Consider the following 21,350-nt stretch of genomic DNA (forward strand, 5'->3'; position numbering starts at 1 on the left):
GATTACTAGGGTTGCTTTCAGATTTCAAAAGCAACCTAATCACAAAGTAATCCGTCTGCCTCACTAGCAGCCAATCGATTATCAAATATTTATTAATATACCTTCTTTGCTTTCGCTATTTTTTCTATATTTATAAACAATTACCCTAAGCTTATACCAATCAGTATAAACATTTAGTCACTCAGCGAGAGTTTAGCGGCTCTGAGGCAAGGCAACGAGTGAAGAGCATAGTGATTCTACGTTCAAGGTCGTTAAAAAAGCATCAGAATCGCTAAAACTCGCCATTCTGGAGCGTTTTTGGCTGCCTACTTCTGCGTTGATTAGCTTTATAAGGGAATAACCATTATTGCAGCTATTCGCCTTGAATTAGTTGGCCAAAAACCTCTCTGAGTTGATCAAATTCTTATACTGATTGGTATTACATATTGTTCCCCTATATAGAGAATTAAAATGTCATTAAACAAAACTGCATTAATCATCGCCCTTACCTCAGTGTTTACGACTTCTTTAGCAATTGCAGATGAGGGCAAATCAGTTGTTATCAGCGCTAATGAAGATAACTGGGGGTACCTTAATCCACTTAGAGGTGAAAATAGTCCGGGAGCAGCGGATCTTTGGGGGGACCGCACCACAAACAGCGCGACCGGTATGTTAGTAAAGTTTAAAAAAGGTTTTCAATCACCACCGCATATCCACAACATTAGCTATCGCGGTATTGTTATCGAAGGGCTGATGCATAACGACACGCCCCTAAAAAAGCCAATGTGGATGCCAGCGGGATCATTTTGGACTCAACCTGCAGGTCACGACCACATAACGGCTGCGAATGCGATAGACAATCTAATCTATCTAGAAATCGATAGCGGGCCTTATTTAGTCCAGCCATCAAATGAGCATTTTGATAATGGTGAGACTCCCCTAAACCTAAAGCAGTCAGACATCCATTGGTCTGCCATTAAAAATGCCGACAATACTTCATCACAACAGGTATTAATCACCGACTTATGGGGAAGCAACGACAAGGGTAAGTTAGGCGGCGTAATGATAAAAATTCCAGCCGGCTATAAAGCCAATATTGCGGTGGATGCAGAAGAGTTTCGAAGCGTGATTATTGAAGGTGATATAAGCTATCAATCTAATACCGTAACCGATAAAAAGTTAACGCCAGGTAGCTATTTTGCATCTGATGGAAAATTTAATCATCAAGTCACATCATCACAAGGCGCGACGCTATACATTCGTACCAATGGAATATTTTCGATAAATGAAACAATAAAGTGAAAAGGTTGAGTTCAGCTATTAGAGTCATAAACCATTAAACTTGCCAAAACCTATGTATAAAGAATAAAAAAGCCTGCTTAGCAAAGTGCTACGCAGGCTTTATGTTTTTGAGCTTACAAAAATATAAACGTAGAAAAATTCTATTTTTCTGTTTAGCTAGCTTTTATAAAAGCGCTAAATTACACGTTAATAGCGATTACAAAGCTATCGCTAGCTCAGCGCCTTGTCTGATAGCGCGCTTAGCATCAAGCTCAGCCGCAACATCAACGCCACCGATAAGATGAACAGGCAATCCAGTTGCTTTCATTTCATCTACAAGCTCAGTATTAGACACTTGACCCGCACATAAAATCACATTATCGACATCCAATACTTCTGCATTTCCGTCAACATTAATGTGTAAACCTTGTTCATCAAACTTTTTGTAGCTAACGCCTATTTTAGTCTCCACTTGATGCAGCTTAAGCACTGTACGATGGATCCAGCCTGTCGTTTTACCTAAGCCCTTGCCTATCTTAGTGGTTTTACGCTGTAGTAGATAAACTTGGCGATGTTTATCTTCAGGTACTTGCTCAGTTAAGCCGCCCGCTTCTTTGTAGTCTTTATCAATGCCCCATTGCTTCAACCAACGCTCTAAATCCAAAGTGGAAGATTCAGATTCACACAGAAAATGCGCCATATCAAAGCCAATACCACCCGCACCGATTAACGCAACTTTTTGACCAATTTGAACTTCACCATTGAGCACCTTTTGATAATCGACGACTTTAGGGTTATCAAAGCCTGGCAAATCAATTGCTCTAGGCTTTACACCACTGGACATAACGATTTCATCAAACTTTTCATCACGTACCACGCTGGCATCTAAACGGGTATTTAATCGTAACTCAACCTTATGTAGCTTAATTTGGTTAAGGAAATAACGGATGGTTTCGTCAAACTCTTCTTTGCCCGGAATTTTACGCGCTAGATTAAACTGACCACCCACTTCTGATTTAGCTTCAAACAAGACGACCTCATGACCTCGCGTGGCTGCATAAATAGAAAACGCCATACCAGCAGGACCTGCGCCCATAACCGCTATACGTTTTTTGGTCGTAGCTTGAGTAAAATTAATTTCGGTTTCATAACATGCTCTAGGGTTAACTAAGCACGTTGCTCGCTTTAGCGCAAAGGTATGATCTAAGCAGGCCTGGTTACAACCTATACAAGTGTTAATAAGTTCTGGGGTATTAGCAGCCGCTTTATTGACAAACTCAGGATCGGCAAGGAATGGTCTTGCCATTGACACCATATCAGCCTGACCTGATGCGATAATATGCTCACCAATTTCCGGTGTATTAATTCTGTTTGTCGCAATCAGTGGAATCGACATTTCCTTCATTAAACGCTCAGTCACCCAAGCAAATGCGCCGCGAGGCACACTGGTGGAAATTGTTGGCACACGCGCCTCATGCCAACCAATACCGGTGTTGATAATCGTTACACCAGCTTGCTCAAGCCATTTAGCAAGTTGTACCACTTCTTCCCAAGTTGATCCGTTATCAACCAGATCAAGCATAGATAGCCTGAAAATAATGATGAAATCAGAGCCAACCTTGGCGCGGATCTGCTTAACGATTTCGATAGGAAATTGAGCGCGGTTTTTAAATTCACCGCCCCATTTATCATCACGCTTATTGGTACGAGAACTCACAAACTGGTTAATGAGGTAACCTTCACTGCCCATCACCTCAACGCCGTCATAGCCAGCTTTCTTAGCCAACGCGGCGCTGGTTGCATAATCTTTAATTGTGCCGTTAACTTGTCTTGCGGACATCGCTGACGGGGTAAATGGGGTGATAGGTGATTTGATTTTACTTGGGGCACTTGAAAAAGGGTGATAACCATAACGACCTGCGTGCAAGAGTTGCATGCAGATCTTGCCGCCAGCTTCATGTACCGCTTGAGTCACTTGAGTGTGTTTTTTTACTTGCCATGGAAAACTTAACTGACAAGCATTTGGCGCTAAACGACCACGTAAGTTTGGCGAAATACCACCCGTAACAATCAAGCCCACACCACCTAATGCACGTTCTTTATAAAACGCTGCCAGTTTCTCAAAACCGCCCTTTTCTTCTTCCAAACCTGTATGCATTGAGCCCATCAACACACGGTTTTTTAACTGGGTGAACCCCAGATCTAAGGGTTCTAATAAATGCGGAAACGACATTCAAACATCCTTTTTAAACAAGTGATTTAATCCAGCATACCTTGTGTAAAGAATAAGCTCAACAAAGCTGTTAATAGATTCGTTTACAATTGAGTTTTCCTTTCCAACTAGATTTCAGTTAGCATTGTGATATCTAAGCGACAAAGGAGTGGCTAATGTCCACTAAACCCTCAATTTTCAAACGGATATTCCTACTCAGTTGGAATATCATTAATGGTTTTAGAAAGCTATTTCTTAACCTTATTTTCTTTGGTTTGATTGCGATTATCATTGTAAGTTTAGCCAGTGAAGACACCATTCAAGTTGAAGATGGTTCTGCTCTAGTCTTAAACTTGGCAGGGGTTATAGTTGATCAAAAACGTCAAGTTGACCCGATAGAAGCAGCAATGAAAAGTGGCAACGAGGCCGATGGTAGTGCAGAAATCCTGCTTGCAGATGTGATTAGTGTAATTAATAACGCAGCTGCAGACGACAGGATCAGCCAGATTGTACTGGATTTAGCCCTGCTGAATGGTACAGGCATGAGCAAGCTGCAATCAATTGGCGACGCACTAGAAGCATTTAAAGCAACAGGCAAAACAGTCGTGGCGAATGGCGATTGGTATGGTCAAAACCAATATTTCCTTGCCAGTTTCGCAGATAAAATCTACCTAAACCCACAAGGCAGTGTGCAAATTGAAGGCCTAAGTCGTTATCGCCTTTACTTTAAATCAGCCTTTGAAAAATTAAAGATTAATGCACATGTTTTCCGAGTAGGCACCTTTAAGTCAGCCGTAGAGCCGTTTATTCGTGATGATATGTCTGATGCTGCAAAAGAAGCAAATCTGACATTACTCAATGATTTATGGCAAAGCTACGCTGATACCGTTGCAGCAAACCGCGATATCAAAACAAGCAACCTATCACTCAGTGCTGAACAATACCTTGCAGAGCTCGATAAAACAGATGGTCAATCAGCAGAAATGGCTGTCAATATGAAATGGGTTGATGGCCTTAAATCAGCTGAAGAGTTCAGACTAACTATGGTTAATGCCGTTGGTAAATCGGCTGATGGAGAGTCTTACAAGCATGTTGATTTTTATGATTACCTATCAGTAACCCAAACTCATCCGGTACTGAGCTTAAATGACAAAGTCGGTATTGTTGTAGCTAAAGGTAACATCTTAAATGGCTCACAACCAGCTGGACAAATTGGCGGTGAAAGTACTTCTCAGTTACTAAGAAAGGCCCGTTTCGATGACTCTGTAAAAGCCGTTGTTCTGCGCGTTGATAGCCCAGGCGGTAGTGCGTTTGCGTCAGAGCAAATTAGACAAGAAGTATTAGCGCTAAAAGCTGCCAATAAACCCGTTATTGTAAGCATGGGCAGCTACGCTGCCTCTGGCGGATACTGGATCTCAGCCAGTGCTGATTATATCTATGCAACTCCAACGACCTTAACGGGGTCAATTGGAATATTTGGTATGATCACCACTTTTGAAGACTCTCTTGCAAGCATAGGTGTAAATACCGATGGTGTAAGTACTTCTGATTGGGCTGGCTTTTCAGTGACTAAAGGACTTTCACCGCAAATTAAAGCTGTTATACAACGTCATATCGAACGTGGTTACCATGACTTTATCTCTCTTGTTGCCAATGAGCGCGACATGACACTTGAGCAAGTAGATAATATTGCTCAAGGGCGTGTCTGGACAGGCCGCAAAGCGCTTGAACTGGGTTTAGTCGATGGTTTGGGCGAATTACAGGACGCAGTAACAAAAGCTGCAGAAATGGCCTCTCTTGAACAATATGATACCGACGTCATTGAAAGAGAACTGACACCACAAGAACAATTTGTGCAAGAGATGTTTGCATCAGCTGCGAGTTATATGCCGCAAACATTAACTCAATCGAGTGCTGTAGATGCCTTAATCAATCAGTGGTCAGCAGTTATCGATGAGTTTAAATCATTTGATGATCCAAACGGCGTCTATCTTTACTGCGATACTTGCAACTATTAATCCATAGCTTAACCAGCTAGTTTACAAGCCCAGCTTAACGCTGGGCTTTTTGTTACGAAAATCATCTTTACGCGTCAGTTATCAGGTAGCCTTACAATTAGCACTATAAATTTCGAGCCATAAACTGCTCACACCAATTAATCGCCAAACATTAAATTGTGACCTAACACCAATTGCTCAAGCCTTTCTAGTTAGCTATCAGGCAATTGCTGGCATTATTGATTTTTACCACTGACGTACTACCCGCTTTAGGTATATAATCCCGCCATTGCGTTTTACCTACGCGGGCAAAATATGAGTAACAAGCAACGATCAGTTTGAGTTCTCTGCTAGAGCAATAACCGTGGTAATACCCTACGCGATACTCAAGAATTAACCCCTAGAACTAAAAGACAAAATCAACATGAAAAAACGTTCAATCTACGTGGCCTACACTGGCGGTACAATCGGTATGCAAAAAACCGAGCATGGCTTTGCGCCTGTTGCCAATTTTCTTACTGGTTGCGTGCAAGCAATGCCAGAGTTTTATCATGACGAAATGCCCGACTTTGTCATTAGTGAGTATTCGCCGTTAATTGATTCTGCGAATATGAAACCAACCGATTGGCAAATGATTGCTGACGACATCAAATCTAAATATGATCAGTACGATGGCTTTGTGATCTTGCATGGTACCGACACCATGGCGTTTACCGCTGCTGCGCTGTCTTTTATGTTACAAGGGCTGCAAAAGCCAGTTATTGTAACAGGGTCTCAAATCCCATTAGCGCAGCTGCGCTCTGACGGGCAAACAAACCTACTCAACGCCTTATATATTGCAGCTAACTACCCAGTTGCTGAAGTCTGCTTATTTTTTAATAACAAGTTATTTAGAGGTAACCGCACGACTAAAGCTCATGCAGATGGTTTTAATGCTTTTGCATCGCCAAACTTTCCGTTGTTGTTGGAAGCCGGCATTAAGATCCGCTGGCATGCTGGGCAACGCGCCAAATTCAACCCAGATGTAAAATTAGAAGTCGCAAAAATCAGTCCACAACCCATTGGCGTAGTCACGCTGTACCCTGGGATCAGTACCGAAATATTTGCAAATATCCTTTTGCAACCAGTTAAAGCGCTTATCTTATTAACCTTTGGTGTGGGCAATGCGCCGCAAACTCCTGAGTTACTAAAAACTCTAAAAGATGCCCATGAACGCGGGATTGTGATTGTTAATTTGACCCAGTGCTTACAAGGTCGGGTTAATATGGATGGTTATGCTACAGGTAATGCGTTAGCAGAAGCTGGTGTAACCAGCGGTTATGATATGACAACAGAAGCAGCGCTGACCAAACTGCATTATTTATTATCGACCGATATGACGCCTGATGAAATTCGCGCGGCCATGAAAGTATCAATTGCTGGTGAACTGACGACAGAATAATAATTATAAATTTGATTTTCACTAACGAGCAAATAGAGCAGAAATAAAAAAGCCGAAATAAAAAGCCCAAGCAGTTTGCTTGGGCTTTTTGTTTATACAGCATATTTAACGATTAAAGCTCTTGCTCTTTAAACTCAGCAATCGACTCGCCTTTAAACTGCTTTTTAAGCTCAGACTTTGACAGTTCGTTAACCATGCCTTCACTATTAATCGTAAAGTGATCAGTTTGCTGTAATCGTCTTGCTTGATAAAGCATAACAACCTGTTGAGTCGACGCACGTTGCTCAGGAGTTAATACCGTGCCGTCTTCCCATTTACCCAGCTCTACACCACTAAGCAAACGCTGATAAACCTCATCAGGCATTTCATCTATTACTTTATTTATGTCGGTCATACTTTCTTCCGTTTATGCAGCACAATTTGCACGCGAGTGATTAAGTAGCCTACAAAACCTAACGAAAATGCGCCTACGGCCAAATAAGAACGAGTTCCCTCTGCAGGTTCACCGCCCCAAAACCAAGCCACTACGCCACCAATAAACAAAGTTAACGCAAGAAAGCTTTGATTCATTAACTGGTTAGAACGCTTAATATGGCTAATTACTCGAAGGCTCTCATTGTCGGCAGAAACGCTGGCTCGACAATGGTTACATTCTTTAGCCATACTCGAAATTCGTTTATTGCAACTAGGACAATTAACTAATGCCATTGGCTACCTCTTAGCTAGTGTCTATATGTTATTTTAGTTTATCAACGACAGCATTCATTGCAATCAATGAAGCTTCACCAAGGTAAATACAGCGCTCTGGCGACCAACCTGCCATCAGATCTGGCATATTGGCATTGTCTTTAAATGGCATTTCAAGAGTATTTGAAAGGCATCCAAATGTATGAGCAACCCAGTTAGAAGCAACTGTTAAGTTTGCCTGACCAGGCTCATCTTTGTCGTAACCGAATTTGTCTTGGAAATCTGGGCTCGCCATCAGTAAAGCATCAACAAACGCTTGTTGGCGCGCTGCATCTTCTTTAGTAAAGGCAGGTACACCTTCACAACCGGCTAAGAACACATATGGTAAACCTTCATCACCGTGCACATCGTAAAACAAATCGACACCCGTTTCTTTCATCTTGTTAACCACGTACAGAACTTCTGGGCTCTTCTCTAAAGAAGGTGTTTTCCATTCACGGTTAAGGTTGGTACCGACAGCATTAGTACGTAAATGTCCACGGGCACTGCCGTCTGGATTCATGTTTGGTACAATATAAAAGTTGGCTTTATCAAGCAGCGCTTTCGCTGTTGGGCAGTCGCTATCAAGCAGGTTATTCATCAAACCTTCAACTAACCATTCAGCCATCGTCTCACCCGGATGCTGACGCGCGGTGATCCAGATGTTGGCTTTATCTTCATCACCATCGCCAATTTTAACTAAGGTCATGTCACGACCATCTAGCGTTAATCCTAAATGTTCAAGGCTTACTTGCGGATGCACTTGAACAGCCGCTAGAAGATCTTGGTGACGTTCGTAGCTATAAGGGGCAAAGTAGGCTATTTGAATCGCGTCGCAATCTAGCTCAACTTGAATTGAAAGCTTGCCGTCTACATACTCCGTTGGTAAGCGGAACCAGTTTTGTCTATCGTAAGTCGCAACAGCTTGATAATCTTCCCAACCTTTTGTGTAAGAAGCTTTATCTGCATTGACTATGTTAAGCGTATATTGGTTGCCCACTACCCCTTCTAATTTGAAGTTAAACCACTGAAAAAACTCTCCGCCTTCATCAGGACGAATTGCTAATTGAACATCATCTTTGTTATCAAGATTAATAACTTCGATGTTTCCACTATCAAAATTGGCGGTAATACGCATAACACTTCCTTTTACTTTTGCTTGTGAAGGTTTGGCTATTGAGTTTGAGAACACAAACCAGCCACCTGTCTTTCTTTGTGCTATAGAATAAACCAAAATGTGATAAGGAGCAGCCTAAACCCACTAAAAACCGTTAAATATCACAGCCAAGCACCGAAATATTAAACAGCAATGGTAAATACAGAGCTTTACCCCTCTCACTAAATTCCCTACAATCGCTGCAATTAGTAAAACAAGGGTTCAATTCCCCTTGCTGTACCGCATTCGTTAAGGAACGGAGAAAATAATGACTCAAGCTAGACATTGTGAACTACTTATTCTGGGCTCAGGCCCTGCAGGCTACACAGCAGCAGTTTACGCTGCGCGCGCAAATTTAAAGCCTGTTTTGATCACAGGTATGCAGCAAGGTGGCCAGCTAACAACGACCACTGAAGTTGAAAACTGGCCTGGTGATGCTGAAGACTTAACAGGTCCAGCACTAATGGAGCGCATGCAAAAGCACGCTGAAAAGTTTGAAACTGAGATCATTTTTGATCACATCAACGAAGTGAACCTTAATGTGCGCCCTTTCCAACTGAAAGGCGACAACGGCGAATTCACTTGTGACTCACTAATCATCTCTACTGGTGCATCAGCTATGTACCTAGGTTTAGAATCTGAAGAAGCATTTAAAGGTCGCGGTGTTTCAGCATGTGCAACTTGTGATGGTTTCTTCTACCGTAATCAAAAGGTTGCTGTAATTGGTGGCGGTAATACTGCCGTTGAAGAAGCGCTTTACCTAAGCAATATTGCGTCTGAAGTTCACCTTATTCACCGCCGTGATACTTTCCGCAGTGAAAAAATCTTAACTAAGCGTCTTATGGATAAAGTGGAAAACGGTAATATAGTACTTCACTTAGACAACACGCTTGATGAAGTGGTTGGCGACCAAATGGGTGTTACTGGTCTTAAGATGAAGAGCACCAAAGATGGCGCGATTAACGAGCTAGAAGTTGCTGGTGTTTTCGTAGCGATTGGTCACAAGCCAAACACTTCTATGTTTGAAGGTCAGCTTGAAATGAACAATGGCTACATCAAAGTAGAAAGCGGCTTAAACGGCAATGCTACTCAAACGAGCATTAAAGGCGTATTTGCTGCTGGTGACGTAATGGATCAACATTACCGCCAAGCAATTACCTCTGCTGGTACCGGTTGTATGGCTGCATTGGATGCAGAGCGCTTCTTAGACGCTCAGTAATTCTTGATGTAGATTTGAAAAAGCCAACTCTATGAGTTGGCTTTTTTAATCCTGAAGTTCAAGCTAGAAAGCAACATGCAACATTCAACATTCAACATTGCAAAGAAGAGTGGACGTTCCCACAAAACCAATAAAACCCATTCAGCCTAGCTAATCCTGTTAATCAACGGACTTAGCATAGAGAACCACTTCAACATCATCAACCACATCTGGGTGCTCAAGCTTTCCTTGGTAACGCATACCCAACTTCTTCATAATATTAATAGAAGCGTGATTTTGTTTATCAGCAATAGCAGAAAAATATTCAATGTCTGGCTGAGTTTTAAGTAAATGTTCAATAACCTTCTGCGCACTCTCGGTAGCAATCCCTTTACCCCAACTTGATTGTTTAAAGCGCCAACCTATTTCTAGATCATTATACCTAGGCTTATCAGTGAAAAAGTACATCGGTCTAATTAAGATCCAGCCAACAAAATAAGGTTCAACTTGAACAAAATTATTGGCGCTAAGTTGGCTTTGTTCGAGAAACACTTTCCATAAGCCCCAGCCCTTTTCTAAATTTCGATAAGCGGCAAAGCGTGGCATGAAAACCGTTTCTATTTCTTCAAGACTTAGTGCACGTCCACCATTGATGTACTTCATCACCATAGGATCTTGATCTAACTCGAACTGTAATTGGCTGTCACCTAAAGACATAGGTGAAATAATCAGTCTAGATGTGGTCAAGGTTGTCATTTAAGGCCTGCTCCAAATCAATCTAATTGCGTTTAGCCGTACCATGATAGCAATAATGTCTATGTCTGATGGCTAAAAATCGTTATATGTGGCTGTTTATTATTTTTACGTTCATGTACACATTAATACCTAATATTCGTAGCGTTAGAGCCGCAGAGGTTCTTAAGCATTTAAAAAAAAAGAAACTAATATCAGCTCCCAGAGCCGAGAATAACTATTAGCTTCAAGTTCCCGGCCTACCCTCAGTGCTTTGAATTCTCAGTGAATGAACAGATTATTAATGCAATTGCTATAACGAGTAGCACAAAAATTATAGCCATAAAAAAAGGGAGCCCTAAGGCTCCCTTTTTCAAAAGATTCTAAACTAATTACTTAGCTAAAGCGTCTTTTGCTTTTTCTACTAAAGTTGCGAATACAACTTTATCGAAAACAGCGATGTCAGCTAGGATCTTACGGTCGATTTCGATTGATGCTTTTTTCAAACCATTAATGAAACGGCTGTAAGATAGGCCATTTTGACGAGATGCCGCATTGATACGTGCAATCCATAGTTGACGGAATTGACGTTTCTTTTGACGACGGTCACGGTAAGCATATTGACCAGCTTTAGTTACTGCTTGAACAGCAACACGGTAAGTACGGCTACGAGCGCCATAATAACCTTTAGCTAATTTAAGTACTTTCTTGTGACGAGCACGAGCGGTTACACCACGCTTAACTCTAGGCATTGTTCTTTACTCCTCTAATTAAGCGTATGGTAGTTGACGTGCAATTGCTGGCACATCAGACTTAGCTACTAAACATTTAGCACGTAAGTGACGTTTACGCTTAGTGCTCTTCTTGGTCAAAATGTGACGTAAGTGGGCTTGCTTGCGCTTAAAACCGTTAGCGGTTTTCTTAAAACGCTTTTGTACACCCTTGTCTGTTTTCATTTTAGGCATTGCTAAAACTCCGCATTGGGACAATTAATAAAACGCAAGGCGAACAGGAAACCTCAAGAGGCCCCTGTTACTTTTATGGTTGCCTTACTATTTCTTTTTCGGTGCGAGAACCATTACTGCTTGACGACCTTCCATTTTCGGGAAAGATTCGACAACAGCAATAACTTCCAAATCAGTTTTGATACGGTTCAAAAGATCCATACCTAAACTTTGGTGAGCCATCTCACGACCACGGAAACGCAGCGTTACTTTCGCTTTGTCGCCGTCTTCTAGAAAACGAGTCAGGTTGCGTAGTTTTACCTGGTAGTCGTTTTCGTCTGTACCGGGACGGAATTTAATTTCCTTCACCTGTACAATTTTCTGCTTCTTCTTTTGTTCTTTTTGAGCTTTTGCTTTGTCAAAAAGGAACTTACCGTAGTCCATAACACGACAAACTGGCGGCTCAGCATTAGGACTGATTTCTACAAGATCTACGCCAGCTTCGTCAGCGATCTCTTGAGCTTCTCTAATGCTCATGATTCCCAATTGCTCACCGTCAAGGCCGTTTAAACGGACTTCTGGTACACCAGTGATGAGTTCGTTAATTCTGTTCGGGGCCGCCTGGCGCCCTGCTGTTTTCTTGATCTTTATGACCTAATCCTCCAACAAATTTAGACTACGGAGCGAAATCTGGTTCTTGAGCTTAGTAGCAAATTCTTCGATTTGCATTTTACCTAAGTCAACGCCTTCACGGGTACGCACCGCTACTTCCTTATTTTCCATCTCTTGATCACCAACGACCAACAGATATGGCACACGCCTTAAGGTATGTTCGCGTATTTTAAAGCCTATCTTCTCATTCCTCAAGTCTTTAGTTGCACGAATTCCATGTTCTTTGAATAAATTGACGACATTATCGACATAATCCGACTGTTTGTCGGTAATATTCATTACAACAACTTGAACTGGTGACAACCAAGCAGGGAATTTACCTGCGTACTCTTCAATTAGAATACCCAAGAAGCGCTCTAGTGAACCTAAAATCGCACGGTGGATCATAACAGGTGTTTGACGGCTGTTATCTTCAGCAACATAAGTTGCACCTAAACGACCAGGTAACGCGTAATCGAGCTGCACTGTACCACATTGCCACGCTCTGTCTAGACAATCATGCAATGTAAATTCAATTTTAGGACCGTAGAACGCGCCTTCGCCCGGTAAAATTTCAAATTCAATGCCGTTAGCTGTCAAAGCTTGCTTAAGTGCTTCTTCTGCACGATCCCACATATCGTCATCGCCGATACGCTTTTCTGGACGTGTAGATAGCTTAACAACGATATTGCTAAAGCCGAATGTTTCATATGTATCGTAAACCATCTTGATACATGCGCTCACTTCCTGCTGCACTTGTTCTTCAGTACAGAAGATATGTGCATCATCTTGGGTGAAACCACGTACGCGCATTAGACCGTGTAGTGAACCTGATGGCTCATTACGGTGACAACAACCAAACTCTGCCATACGCAATGGTAAATCGCGGTAAGACTTAAGACCTTGGTTAAAGATCTGTACGTGACCAGGGCAGTTCATTGGCTTTACTGCGTATTCGCGGTTTTCAGAGCTAGTTGTGAACATAGCTTCTGAATACTTGTCCCAGTGACCACTACGTTCCCAAAGTACGCGGTCCATCATTAATGGGCCTTTTACTTCTTGGTAAGTGTACTGACCTAGCTTTTGACGAATAAACTTCTCAAGCTCAAGGAACAAGCTCCAACCATCGTTATGCCAGAACACCATACCTGGTGCTTCTTCTTGCATATGGTAAAGATCTAACTGCTTACCAATTTTACGGTGGTCACGCTTAGCCGCTTCTTCAAGACGGTTAAGGTGAACTTTAAGCGCTTTCTTATCAGCCCAAGCTGTACCGTATACACGTTGTAACATCTTGTTATCTGAGTTACCGCGCCAGTATGCGCCAGCTACACTCATCAATTTAAAGTTCTGACAGAACTTCATGTTTGGTACGTGCGGACCACGACACATGTCGATATATTCTTCATGGTGGTAAAGTGCAGGCGTAGAGTCTTTTGGAATGTTCTCATCCAAAATGGCCATTTTGTAAACTTCACCACGTGATTCAAATGTATCACGCGCTTCTTGCCAGCTAACAACACGCTTATCAACCGCATAGTTAGTTTTAGCAAGTTCAGCCATACGCTTTTCAAGCGCATCGATATCTTCCTGAGTCAACTTATGCTCTAAGTCGATGTCATAGTAGAAACCATTATCGATAACTGGGCCGATAGCCATTTTGGTTTCTGGGAACAATTGCTTAATTGCATGACCTAGCAAGTGAGCGCAAGAGTGACGAAGAATTTCAACACCCTCTTCATCTTTAGCGGTAATGATTGAAAGATCTGAGTCGGTTTCAATCATGTCACACGCGTCTTTTAGCTCACCGTTCACGCGACCAGCGATACACGCTTTAGCAAGACCAGGACCAATATCAGCAGCAACATCTAAAGTTGAAACAGGATGAGCAAACTCACGTTTGCTTCCGTCAGGAAGTGTAATAACAGGCATGATTTTTCCTTTTCCAGTGGTGACCCCCACGTAGGGCCACTTGGTTTTAAATTTAAGTGTGGTTTACGCAACTGGGACTAGACCGTACAGGAGCCTGGGTTTTCCAGCGCGCAAGCCGCTAATTCTAAGTGATAGAAGCAAGAAGATGCAAGTTTTACAAAAAATTGTTTTACTGATAAAAACTAGGTGATTACTTGCTAGAAAAATCAAATCAAAATGTTGACTTACTACAGCCATATAAAGGCGTGAAGCTATTTGACTTTAGTACTGAACTCACCACTTTATCAGACTAAATTTGTAGATTATTCTAACCGCCTCTATATGGGTAAATTTGATTGATGATATAAAGGAGAGATAAATGGCAACATGGGCTCTAGTGACTGGTGCAGCAAAGCGGATAGGCTTAGCCATTGCTACGCAGTTACATAGCGAAGGCTACAACATCATTATCCACTATGGTAATTCAGCTGATGAAGCTACAGAGCTAAAAAATAAGCTTAATATGCTAAGAGACAATTCGGCCCAAGTTATCCAAGCAGACTTGGCTGACCCCAGCGCCGTTAATAAGCTCGCTCAGGATATTTTGTCGTCTAACCTTCCATTGTCTGTACTTGTCAATAATGCCTCGAGTTTTTATCCAACACCTCTCGGCAAGACTGATTTTGCGCAAGCACAGCAGTTGTTAACGACTAATGTGCTTAGCCCATACCGATTAGCTGAGCAATTAAGCCCTGTGTTAAGCCAGCATCAAGGCTGCATCATAAATATGTTAGATATCCATGGTAAGCGCCCGCTTAAAGATCATGGGCTATACTCTATATCAAAGGCTGCACTTGAAATGGCTACCTTGTCATTAGCTCAAGAGCTGGCACCTAATGTACGCGTAAACGGCGTATCACCGGGAGCTATCTTATGGCCGGAGCAATCAGATCCACAATCGCAACAAGCTGTATTAAGTGCAATACCGTTAGCTAAGCTTGGCCACCCAGAGGATATCGCTAAGCTTGTATCTCACCTTGTCAGCGCGCCTTATATCTCTGGCCAAATAATCGCAGTAGATGGAGGGCGAAGCGCTGTTGGTTTTACGGGAGCGTAACGATGCGATTTATTAACAAGACTATTAGCTGTCCGCATTGCGGCCACCATCAACACATTAATATTGATGCGACTTGCGGTGATCAAGATTACTATGAAGATTGTCGCGTATGTTGTAACCCCATTCATATGCGATTACATATGGATGAAGCGCAACATAAGATAGAGTTTTTTATTGATTCAGACGACGAGCAGATCTACTAATCGATCTGCTCTTTTGTTTAATAAATATCAATAGACGCTCTACCTACCCCAACAATTAGAGGAGCTTAAAGCGCTTGACTTGCAAAGCGCTTAGCGAGCACTCGTTCTACTGTGTCTACAATCGCTTGAGTTTGGCTATCAATCTCGATATTAATCGAGTCACCTTTTACATAACTATCAAGGTTGGTCAGCTTTAACGTTTCCGGGATCAAGTGCAGCATAAAACTCGTCTCAGTTACCTCTCCTACCGTTAAACTACAGCCGTTTACACCAACAAACCCTTTATACAAAATGTAGTTCATCCATTTCGGTTCAACGGTTAAGCGAATGTCATAATGCTCGTCGGTGACACTGACTAAATCGACTTCTGCTTGGGTGTGAACATGGCCAGATAAAATGTGTCCACCAATCTCACTTCCAAAGGTTAATGAACGTTCGATGTTAACCTGTGATCCAACTCTCAGTTTAGATAGGTTAGTTAGCTTAAGGGTCTCTTCCATTACATCGAAAAACACCCTATCATCTTCTATTCTTGTGACTGTTAAACATACACCGTTATTTGCGACACTTGCCCCTAGTGAAAGTCCCTCGCGCAAATCCGGCCCAATAGCGATTTGTAGCGTATCTAATCCTGATTTTTTATCAATCGCCAACACTTCGCATGTTGCTTGAACTATACCTGTAAACATTATTCTCTCTCGTTAGTATATTAAGGGCTGTACCCATGAACCATTCTGGCTTTCAAGCCAAACGCTTAGTCCAATTGGCATTACCCGTGCTAATTGCCCAAGTTACCCAAACAATGATGGGTTTTATCGATACCGTAATGGCAGGTAGAGTTAGTGCCGTTGATATGGCTGCTGTAGCTATTAGCGCCAGTCTTTGGCTACCTGCACTATTATTTGTTCAAGGCTTATTAATGGCCTTCACGCCTGTGTTTGCACATCATCATGGTGCAGATAACCAAAAAGCAATTCAGCCATTAGCCTACCAAGCTGGTTATATTGCCATAATTGGCAGTATTATTGTGGTGCTTATCCTCTCATTTGCAGAGAATATTTTCACCATGATGGATCTTGAGCCAGAAATGGCTGGTCTTGGTGTCGGTTACCTAAATGGCTTTATGTGGGGCGTACCTGCATTTGTGCTCTATCAGGTGCTTAGAGGCTGTAGCGAAGGTATTTCTTACACACTGCCAACTATGGTGATTGGTTTTGTTGGTCTAGCCGTCAACATTCCTGCTAACTATATCTTTATTTATGGTCACTTCGGTATGCCAGCAATGGGTGGTGCAGGCTGTGGTGTTGCAACAGCATTAGTGTTCTGGGCGATGTTTATTGCCATGATTATCTACATGCAGCTGCATAAAAAGTTTAAAGAGTTGGCTCCATTCAAATCTTTTCACATGCCAGACCTAAAAGTTATGTTTGATATGACCAAACATGGCCTACCTATCGCAATGGCGCTATTTTTTGAAGTGAGTTTATTTGCAATCATTGCACTACTTTTAGCACCTTTAGGCGCGATTGTGGTTGCAGGCCATCAAATTGCACTTAACTTTTCATCAATTGTGTTTATGATCCCGCTATCTTTAGGTATTGCGGCTTCAATTCGCGTGGGCTATTACTTAGGCCAAGACAAACCAGAAATTGCAGCCTTAGTGACAAAATTAGCTCTGATGATTTCATTTTCATTGGCGGCGTGCACGGCAGTGATAACTATTTTGTTTAGACACGAAATTGCTCTGCTTTATAACGATAACCCTGAGGTGATCTCATTGGCGGGCAGCTTGATGTTCTTCGCTGCAATCTATCAACTATCAGATTCTATACAAGTGGTTACCGCAGGTGCGCTGCGTGGCTATAAAGATACCCGCAGTGCATTCTACATTACACTGGTTGCGTACTGGGGTATAGGCATGACGTTAGGTTATACTTTAGCGCATACCGATATTATTGTGCCGCATATGGGCGCCCAAGGGTTCTGGATTGGCTTAATTGCCGGTCTAACCGCAGCGGCAATTATGTTTGCAGCTAGACTACGCTATATCCAAAAACAAGGTGTGGTGCACTCGGCAATATAGTCCGCGCCATGCAAAACAACAAAGGCTAACTCTTTTGAGTTAGCCTTTTTATTTTCTAGCTGTTGATTAATACCTTATATAACGTTGCCGAAAACTAGCCGGTTCCTGAAAAGCGAATACAACGCAAAAAGCTCTGCCCATCCCTGTCCATACTTGAGGTAATACGCTGCATTATCTGATCTAGAACGACGAGTTCTTCTGATGTAATCCCTTCGACCATACGTTTTTCCTGCTTATGCAAAACAGGCATGATCTCTTCAACTAATTCTTTACCTGTACTTGATAACTTAACCAGTTTACTGCGCTTATCCTCTGGGTTGTCTAAACGTTCAATCAACTCCATTTTATGTAGTCGATTTAATACTTTAGTTAACCCTCCAGAGCTAAATAACATACTTTGATAAAGCTCTGTTGGCGATAAGACATGGGGAGTAGGATTACGGCGTAAGCAAGTCAATAAATTAAAGTCAGCGCTCTGCAGCCCATAGGATTCAACACAATCTTTAACAATTTGAATAAAGATATTATTAACCTGAGTCAGACGTAATAAGGCAGGAAATGAAGTTTCTGCGCATTCTGGCCAGTTATCTTTATTTAACTGCAGAACATCTTCCATACCCTTGTTCATCTGATCTACCTCTAATTATATAAAACACCCGTCAATATACCTTGCTAGAAAGATTTAATCTATTTAGTATCTTTCTAGAAAGATACTTTTTGACGTTTATAAAGTTAAGCGTTCTAACAATAAGAACGTTAGAAATTAAACAAATATTATTTATTAGCTGCCATATCAAATTAATTAGAGACATTTAACACTCAAGTTAATCGTATAAGCGCAACTTAATCGCCTCCAAAGAGAAGCGATTTATAAAGAGAGATTGATGACATGAAGATATTCAATTTGGGAAGCTTAACGCTACTGATAACTGCAGCGCTGACAGGCTGTGGAAGCGATGAAACATCGTCCCCTGTAATACCCGAGAATAAACCACCGATTGCCGTGCCTGATTCAGCAACTGTCTATATAGGTACCCATGAACGTATCGATGTTCTAGCCAATGATTCTGACCCAGAAGGAGAACCGCTAACACTTACTCAGATGACAATAGTTGATGGGACTGGTACAGCTTCAGTACATGGTAATGCGATTCAATTTACACCAGACGAAGCCGGAACAACCATTGTAGAATATACAATCACAGATCCATTGGGAGCTGAGGCAAGTACAAAACTAACAATAACTGTTCTTGATCCACAATCAGCAACTGCCGATTTTGTAGGCTCGCAAACATGCATCAGCTGCCACAGTGACAAATCGACATTTTTTGAAACCGGGCATAATTTCAAACTCAACAAAGTCATTGATGGTAAAGCACCTGAGTATCCATTTAGCAATATCGACGGTGCAGTTGAACTTATGTTTGATGCAACCAATAGCCTTGGTACACCTAACAGCTGGGAAGATATTAGCTATGTTATTGGTGGTTACGATACATGGGCAAATTTCTTAGATAAAGACGGCTTTATTTTGGCGGGTAAAGGTGTTGCCGTTTCGATGCCACAAAATGGCGATGATATCAGCATCAACGATATACAGGGTTATCAGCCAGATGCGGCACCCGACTCACAGTTGTTTAATTGCGGACTATGCCATTCGACAGGCTGGAAAGACTACACTGCAGATTCTAATCTGAACCCACATCGTCAAGATAATTTAAAAGGGTTTGCGGGGACATTCAATCAGGCAGGGATCCAGTGTGAAGCCTGTCATGGTGCGGGTAGTATTCATATTAAGACTCGTTCACCAAATGACATTTCTCGTATAGCCGACGGAAGACTTAGAGCAGACCTAATAAAAGATGATATGGGTTACGGTCTGGCAATCACTTGTTCAGAGTGCCATTCAAAGAAAACAAATCGCCATTCCCCTGACTTTGTCAGTGAGCATAACGCAGATTTTGGTGGAGATACTATTGGTGGACGCTCAATTCCTTACTTTGATGGTGGAAGACTAGCAGGCGATCAAATGCTTGGCTTAGATGCAAATACCGGAGTTGCAACAAGTACAAGTAAGAAACGTCAAATGGCATGCCATACTTGTCACAACCCGCACCGCTCAAAAGCGAATGAAGATCAACCAGGGCATGAAGATGCTATGGTAAAAACCTGTACTGATTGCCATAGTGATAAAACTTTCATCCCTGGTCTGAAGGTTCATGAATTTGTAGCAAAGTGCGAAACATGCCATATGCCTAAGAGTAATCACTTCTTTAAGATAAATCTTGAGTTTGCCTCGGATAGTCCTGAGAACTTTTCGAAAGATCGCCAATATGTTCAGCCGTGGAACGTAGCGAAAGATAGCTGTGGCAGTTGTCATGATAATTATGATGAGCTAGCTGCAACCATCACGAAAATGCATACTGCTCATTAAGTTAAATAGAAGTAGCCAAGTATTCACTTGGCTACTTCTATCGCTGAAAATATTCTTTGCTCATATCTATCGGCACAGCTATCTAAAGTTACAGGTGTCAGCTTGGGGTCTCCATAAAGCTACAACGCTATATCGCGAAAAACTCCCCTACTTAAGCTCGCCCAATCAATCTCAAATTATATATAAAATGTACTCGGCTAGCGCTTTAAGCATCTCTAACGCTATGCCGTATATCGACCCACCTGAAATTACATTATCCAAAAATTTTATCGCAATCGATCTTCCGCAGCTAAAAAGGAGCTTACTTAGAAAAGACCCCCACAAACGACTGCGTATATCAGTCATTCCATAACCTACGCCATAAGTTTATTATTTGAGCATCGACTATATTTGTCGCAAATTACAGACCCACTAACCCCAACTATTTTTTCTACATTCACTAAATACATGGTTGCTGCAGCCAGATTGCTTTATATGAAAACCGGCAATGATCTTTGCCAGCCTTTAATGAGCGTAGTGACTAACGATTTAATAAATACCGCTTTACTAGGCTTTACTTGATGCTTGCCAAGGAAACCGTATCTACTTTATTTCGAATTTGGCAGTATCTTCAAATTTCAGACTAGAAAAAACCAACTTTCGCTGGCCTACATATCACACCATTCTTTTAATAAAAGAATTGGTCACAGGAGCTGGATTACTTTTGACAAAAACTTAGCAACGACCTTCGCCCTATCTTTTATAAAGAGTTGAGTCCGAGTAACTTTTATACTGCTTCATCCCGCGTCCGTGTTGACGCTAATAACTGTTTTAATTCTGCTATAAAAGAATTGGTTGCGGGAGCTGGATTACTTTTTACAAGAAATTGGCAACGACCTTCGCCTATCTTTTATAAAGAGTTGAGCCCGACGAGCTACCAAACTGCTCCATCCCGCGTCCGTGTTGACGCTAATAATTGTTTTGATTCTGCTATAAAAGAATTGGTTGCGGGAGCTGGATTACTTTTTACAAAAGCGTGGCAACGACCTTCGCACTATTTTAAGGCCGTGAGTTTATAAAGAGTTGAGTCCGAGAAGCTAGCAAACTGCTCCATCCCGCTTCCGTGAAAACACAGATGACGAGATCACCTAATTTCAGGTACAAAAAAACCAGCTTTCGCTGGCCTACATATCACATAATTCTTTTAATAAAAGAATTGGTCACAGGAACTGGATTACTTTTTACAAAAGCGTGGCAACGACCTTCGCACTATTTTAAGGCCGTGAGTTTATAAAGAGTTGAGTCC

Annotated in this window: 19 protein-coding genes and 1 tRNA gene; 8 read left to right on the plus strand and 12 right to left on the minus strand. The window is 41.9% G+C overall.

The annotated features are described in order from the left end of the window. Positions 1-450 precede the first annotated feature (450 nt). Positions 451-1,281, plus strand: a complete 831-nt coding sequence (locus MSG37_RS11115) for a DUF4437 domain-containing protein (RefSeq protein WP_248470740.1) — start codon at positions 451-453, stop codon at positions 1,279-1,281. 196 nt (positions 1,282-1,477) lie between these two features. On the opposite strand, the gene MSG37_RS11120 is transcribed toward MSG37_RS11115, so the two are convergent. Beyond that, complete coding sequence (locus MSG37_RS11120; RefSeq protein ID WP_248470741.1) at positions 1,478-3,493, minus strand: NADPH-dependent 2,4-dienoyl-CoA reductase; 2,016 nt, start codon at positions 3,491-3,493, stop codon at positions 1,478-1,480. A 155-nt stretch (positions 3,494-3,648) separates the two neighbouring features. Between MSG37_RS11120 and sppA the strand changes: the two genes are divergently transcribed. Together sppA and ansA are read left to right on the plus strand one after the other, a co-directional pair. Beyond that, positions 3,649-5,490 (plus strand): signal peptide peptidase SppA, encoded by a 1,842-nt coding sequence (gene sppA, locus MSG37_RS11125; RefSeq protein WP_248470742.1) that lies wholly within the window; start codon positions 3,649-3,651, stop codon positions 5,488-5,490. 403 nt (positions 5,491-5,893) lie between these two features. Continuing rightward, entirely contained in the window at positions 5,894-6,910 is a 1,017-nt protein-coding gene (gene ansA, locus MSG37_RS11130) for an asparaginase (RefSeq protein ID WP_248470743.1), read from the plus strand. A 112-nt stretch (positions 6,911-7,022) separates the two neighbouring features. Here the strand turns inward: ansA and MSG37_RS11135 are convergent, their stop codons facing one another. Genes MSG37_RS11135 through MSG37_RS11145 form a run of 3 tightly spaced genes read right to left on the minus strand, consistent with a single transcriptional unit; the run spans position 7,023 to position 8,774 of the window. Beyond that, on the minus strand, positions 7,023-7,304 hold the full coding sequence (locus MSG37_RS11135) for a DUF1315 family protein (protein ID WP_248470744.1): 282 nt from the start codon (positions 7,302-7,304) through the stop codon (positions 7,023-7,025). Further along, positions 7,301-7,618 carry a zinc ribbon domain-containing protein gene (locus MSG37_RS11140; RefSeq protein ID WP_248470745.1) on the minus strand — a complete coding sequence of 106 codons (318 nt, stop codon included), beginning with the start codon at positions 7,616-7,618 and terminating at the stop codon, positions 7,301-7,303. The genes MSG37_RS11135 and MSG37_RS11140 overlap by 4 nt, the downstream gene beginning before the upstream one ends. Positions 7,619-7,646: 28 nt before the next feature. Beyond that, positions 7,647-8,774 (minus strand): M14-type cytosolic carboxypeptidase, encoded by a 1,128-nt coding sequence (locus MSG37_RS11145; protein ID WP_248470746.1) that lies wholly within the window; start codon positions 8,772-8,774, stop codon positions 7,647-7,649. A 286-nt stretch (positions 8,775-9,060) separates the two neighbouring features. On the opposite strand from MSG37_RS11145, the gene trxB reads away from it, so the two are divergent. Beyond that, positions 9,061-10,011 (plus strand): thioredoxin-disulfide reductase, encoded by a 951-nt coding sequence (gene trxB / locus MSG37_RS11150; protein ID WP_248470747.1) that lies wholly within the window; start codon positions 9,061-9,063, stop codon positions 10,009-10,011. Between the two features lie 159 nt (positions 10,012-10,170). Here the strand turns inward: trxB and MSG37_RS11155 are convergent, their stop codons facing one another. The 5 genes from MSG37_RS11155 to thrS all read right to left on the minus strand — a co-directional run bounded on the left by MSG37_RS11155 (position 10,171) and on the right by thrS (position 14,249). Continuing rightward, positions 10,171-10,746: a GNAT family N-acetyltransferase gene (locus MSG37_RS11155; RefSeq protein ID WP_248470748.1), complete on the minus strand. Its 576-nt coding sequence runs from the start codon at positions 10,744-10,746 to the stop codon at positions 10,171-10,173. 368 nt (positions 10,747-11,114) lie between these two features. Further along, positions 11,115-11,474, minus strand: coding sequence for a 50S ribosomal protein L20 (gene rplT / locus MSG37_RS11160; protein WP_012155496.1), 360 nt, complete (start codon positions 11,472-11,474; stop codon positions 11,115-11,117). 18 nt (positions 11,475-11,492) lie between these two features. Continuing rightward, on the minus strand, positions 11,493-11,687 hold the full coding sequence (rpmI, locus tag MSG37_RS11165) for a 50S ribosomal protein L35 (protein WP_011865828.1): 195 nt from the start codon (positions 11,685-11,687) through the stop codon (positions 11,493-11,495). A gap of 87 nt (positions 11,688-11,774) precedes the next feature. Next, entirely contained in the window at positions 11,775-12,317 is a 543-nt protein-coding gene (infC, locus tag MSG37_RS11170; protein ID WP_248470874.1) for a translation initiation factor IF-3, read from the minus strand. Positions 12,318-12,320: 3 nt separating this feature from the next. Beyond that, positions 12,321-14,249 (minus strand): threonine--tRNA ligase, encoded by a 1,929-nt coding sequence (thrS, locus tag MSG37_RS11175; protein ID WP_248470749.1) that lies wholly within the window; start codon positions 14,247-14,249, stop codon positions 12,321-12,323. Between the two features lie 358 nt (positions 14,250-14,607). On the opposite strand from thrS, the gene MSG37_RS11180 reads away from it, so the two are divergent. Continuing rightward, a complete protein-coding gene (locus tag MSG37_RS11180) occupies positions 14,608-15,345 on the plus strand; it encodes a pteridine reductase (protein ID WP_248470750.1) in 738 nt (245 codons plus the stop codon). Positions 15,346-15,347: 2 nt separating this feature from the next. Beyond that, positions 15,348-15,548, plus strand: a complete 201-nt coding sequence (locus tag MSG37_RS11185; protein ID WP_012277111.1) for a CPXCG motif-containing cysteine-rich protein — start codon at positions 15,348-15,350, stop codon at positions 15,546-15,548. A gap of 65 nt (positions 15,549-15,613) precedes the next feature. On the opposite strand, the gene MSG37_RS11190 is transcribed toward MSG37_RS11185, so the two are convergent. Beyond that, a complete protein-coding gene (locus MSG37_RS11190) occupies positions 15,614-16,237 on the minus strand; it encodes a riboflavin synthase subunit alpha (RefSeq protein ID WP_248470751.1) in 624 nt (207 codons plus the stop codon). Positions 16,238-16,272: 35 nt separating this feature from the next. Here MSG37_RS11190 and MSG37_RS11195 point away from each other — a divergent pair, with 35 nt between their 5' ends. Beyond that, positions 16,273-17,631: an MATE family efflux transporter gene (locus MSG37_RS11195; protein ID WP_248470752.1), complete on the plus strand. Its 1,359-nt coding sequence runs from the start codon at positions 16,273-16,275 to the stop codon at positions 17,629-17,631. A 94-nt stretch (positions 17,632-17,725) separates the two neighbouring features. Here MSG37_RS11195 and MSG37_RS11200 read toward each other — a convergent pair whose 3' ends face one another. After that, positions 17,726-18,259: a MarR family transcriptional regulator gene (locus MSG37_RS11200; RefSeq protein WP_248470753.1), complete on the minus strand. Its 534-nt coding sequence runs from the start codon at positions 18,257-18,259 to the stop codon at positions 17,726-17,728. A 261-nt stretch (positions 18,260-18,520) separates the two neighbouring features. Between MSG37_RS11200 and MSG37_RS11205 the strand changes: the two genes are divergently transcribed. Continuing rightward, the gene (locus MSG37_RS11205) at positions 18,521-20,065 is read left to right on the plus strand and encodes an Ig-like domain-containing protein (protein ID WP_248470754.1); all 1,545 of its coding nucleotides are present in this window, start codon (positions 18,521-18,523) and stop codon (positions 20,063-20,065) included. Positions 20,066-20,896: 831 nt separating this feature from the next. On the opposite strand, the gene MSG37_RS11210 is transcribed toward MSG37_RS11205, so the two are convergent. Further along, positions 20,897-21,001, minus strand: a tRNA-Tyr gene (locus MSG37_RS11210). Between the last annotated feature and the right edge of the window lie 349 nt (positions 21,002-21,350).

The organism is Shewanella sp. 1CM18E (assembly GCF_023161665.1).
Taxonomy (GTDB): domain Bacteria; phylum Pseudomonadota; class Gammaproteobacteria; order Enterobacterales; family Shewanellaceae; genus Shewanella.

Bases quoted from the DNA above. Each gene is read 5' to 3' on its own strand.
- MSG37_RS11190 (WP_248470751.1), bottom strand. From the start codon at position 16,237: ATGTTTACAGGTATAGTTCAAGCAACATGCGAAGTGTTGGCGATTGAT.
- MSG37_RS11180 (WP_248470750.1), top strand. From the start codon at position 14,608: ATGGCAACATGGGCTCTAGTGACTGGTGCAGCAAAGCGGATAGGCTTA.
- MSG37_RS11195 (WP_248470752.1), top strand. From the start codon at position 16,273: ATGAACCATTCTGGCTTTCAAGCCAAACGCTTAGTCCAATTGGCATTA.
- MSG37_RS11135 (WP_248470744.1), bottom strand. From the start codon at position 7,304: ATGACCGACATAAATAAAGTAATAGATGAAATGCCTGATGAGGTTTAT.
- MSG37_RS11185 (WP_012277111.1), top strand. From the start codon at position 15,348: ATGCGATTTATTAACAAGACTATTAGCTGTCCGCATTGCGGCCACCAT.
- MSG37_RS11155 (WP_248470748.1), bottom strand. From the start codon at position 10,746: ATGACAACCTTGACCACATCTAGACTGATTATTTCACCTATGTCTTTA.
- rpmI (WP_011865828.1), bottom strand. From the start codon at position 11,687: ATGCCTAAAATGAAAACAGACAAGGGTGTACAAAAGCGTTTTAAGAAA.
- trxB (WP_248470747.1), top strand. From the start codon at position 9,061: ATGACTCAAGCTAGACATTGTGAACTACTTATTCTGGGCTCAGGCCCT.
- MSG37_RS11115 (WP_248470740.1), top strand. From the start codon at position 451: ATGTCATTAAACAAAACTGCATTAATCATCGCCCTTACCTCAGTGTTT.
- thrS (WP_248470749.1), bottom strand. From the start codon at position 14,249: ATGCCTGTTATTACACTTCCTGACGGAAGCAAACGTGAGTTTGCTCAT.
- MSG37_RS11140 (WP_248470745.1), bottom strand. From the start codon at position 7,618: ATGGCATTAGTTAATTGTCCTAGTTGCAATAAACGAATTTCGAGTATG.
- sppA (WP_248470742.1), top strand. From the start codon at position 3,649: ATGTCCACTAAACCCTCAATTTTCAAACGGATATTCCTACTCAGTTGG.
- ansA (WP_248470743.1), top strand. From the start codon at position 5,894: ATGAAAAAACGTTCAATCTACGTGGCCTACACTGGCGGTACAATCGGT.
- MSG37_RS11120 (WP_248470741.1), bottom strand. From the start codon at position 3,493: ATGTCGTTTCCGCATTTATTAGAACCCTTAGATCTGGGGTTCACCCAG.
- MSG37_RS11145 (WP_248470746.1), bottom strand. From the start codon at position 8,774: ATGCGTATTACCGCCAATTTTGATAGTGGAAACATCGAAGTTATTAAT.
- MSG37_RS11205 (WP_248470754.1), top strand. From the start codon at position 18,521: ATGAAGATATTCAATTTGGGAAGCTTAACGCTACTGATAACTGCAGCG.
- rplT (WP_012155496.1), bottom strand. From the start codon at position 11,474: ATGCCTAGAGTTAAGCGTGGTGTAACCGCTCGTGCTCGTCACAAGAAA.
- MSG37_RS11200 (WP_248470753.1), bottom strand. From the start codon at position 18,259: ATGAACAAGGGTATGGAAGATGTTCTGCAGTTAAATAAAGATAACTGG.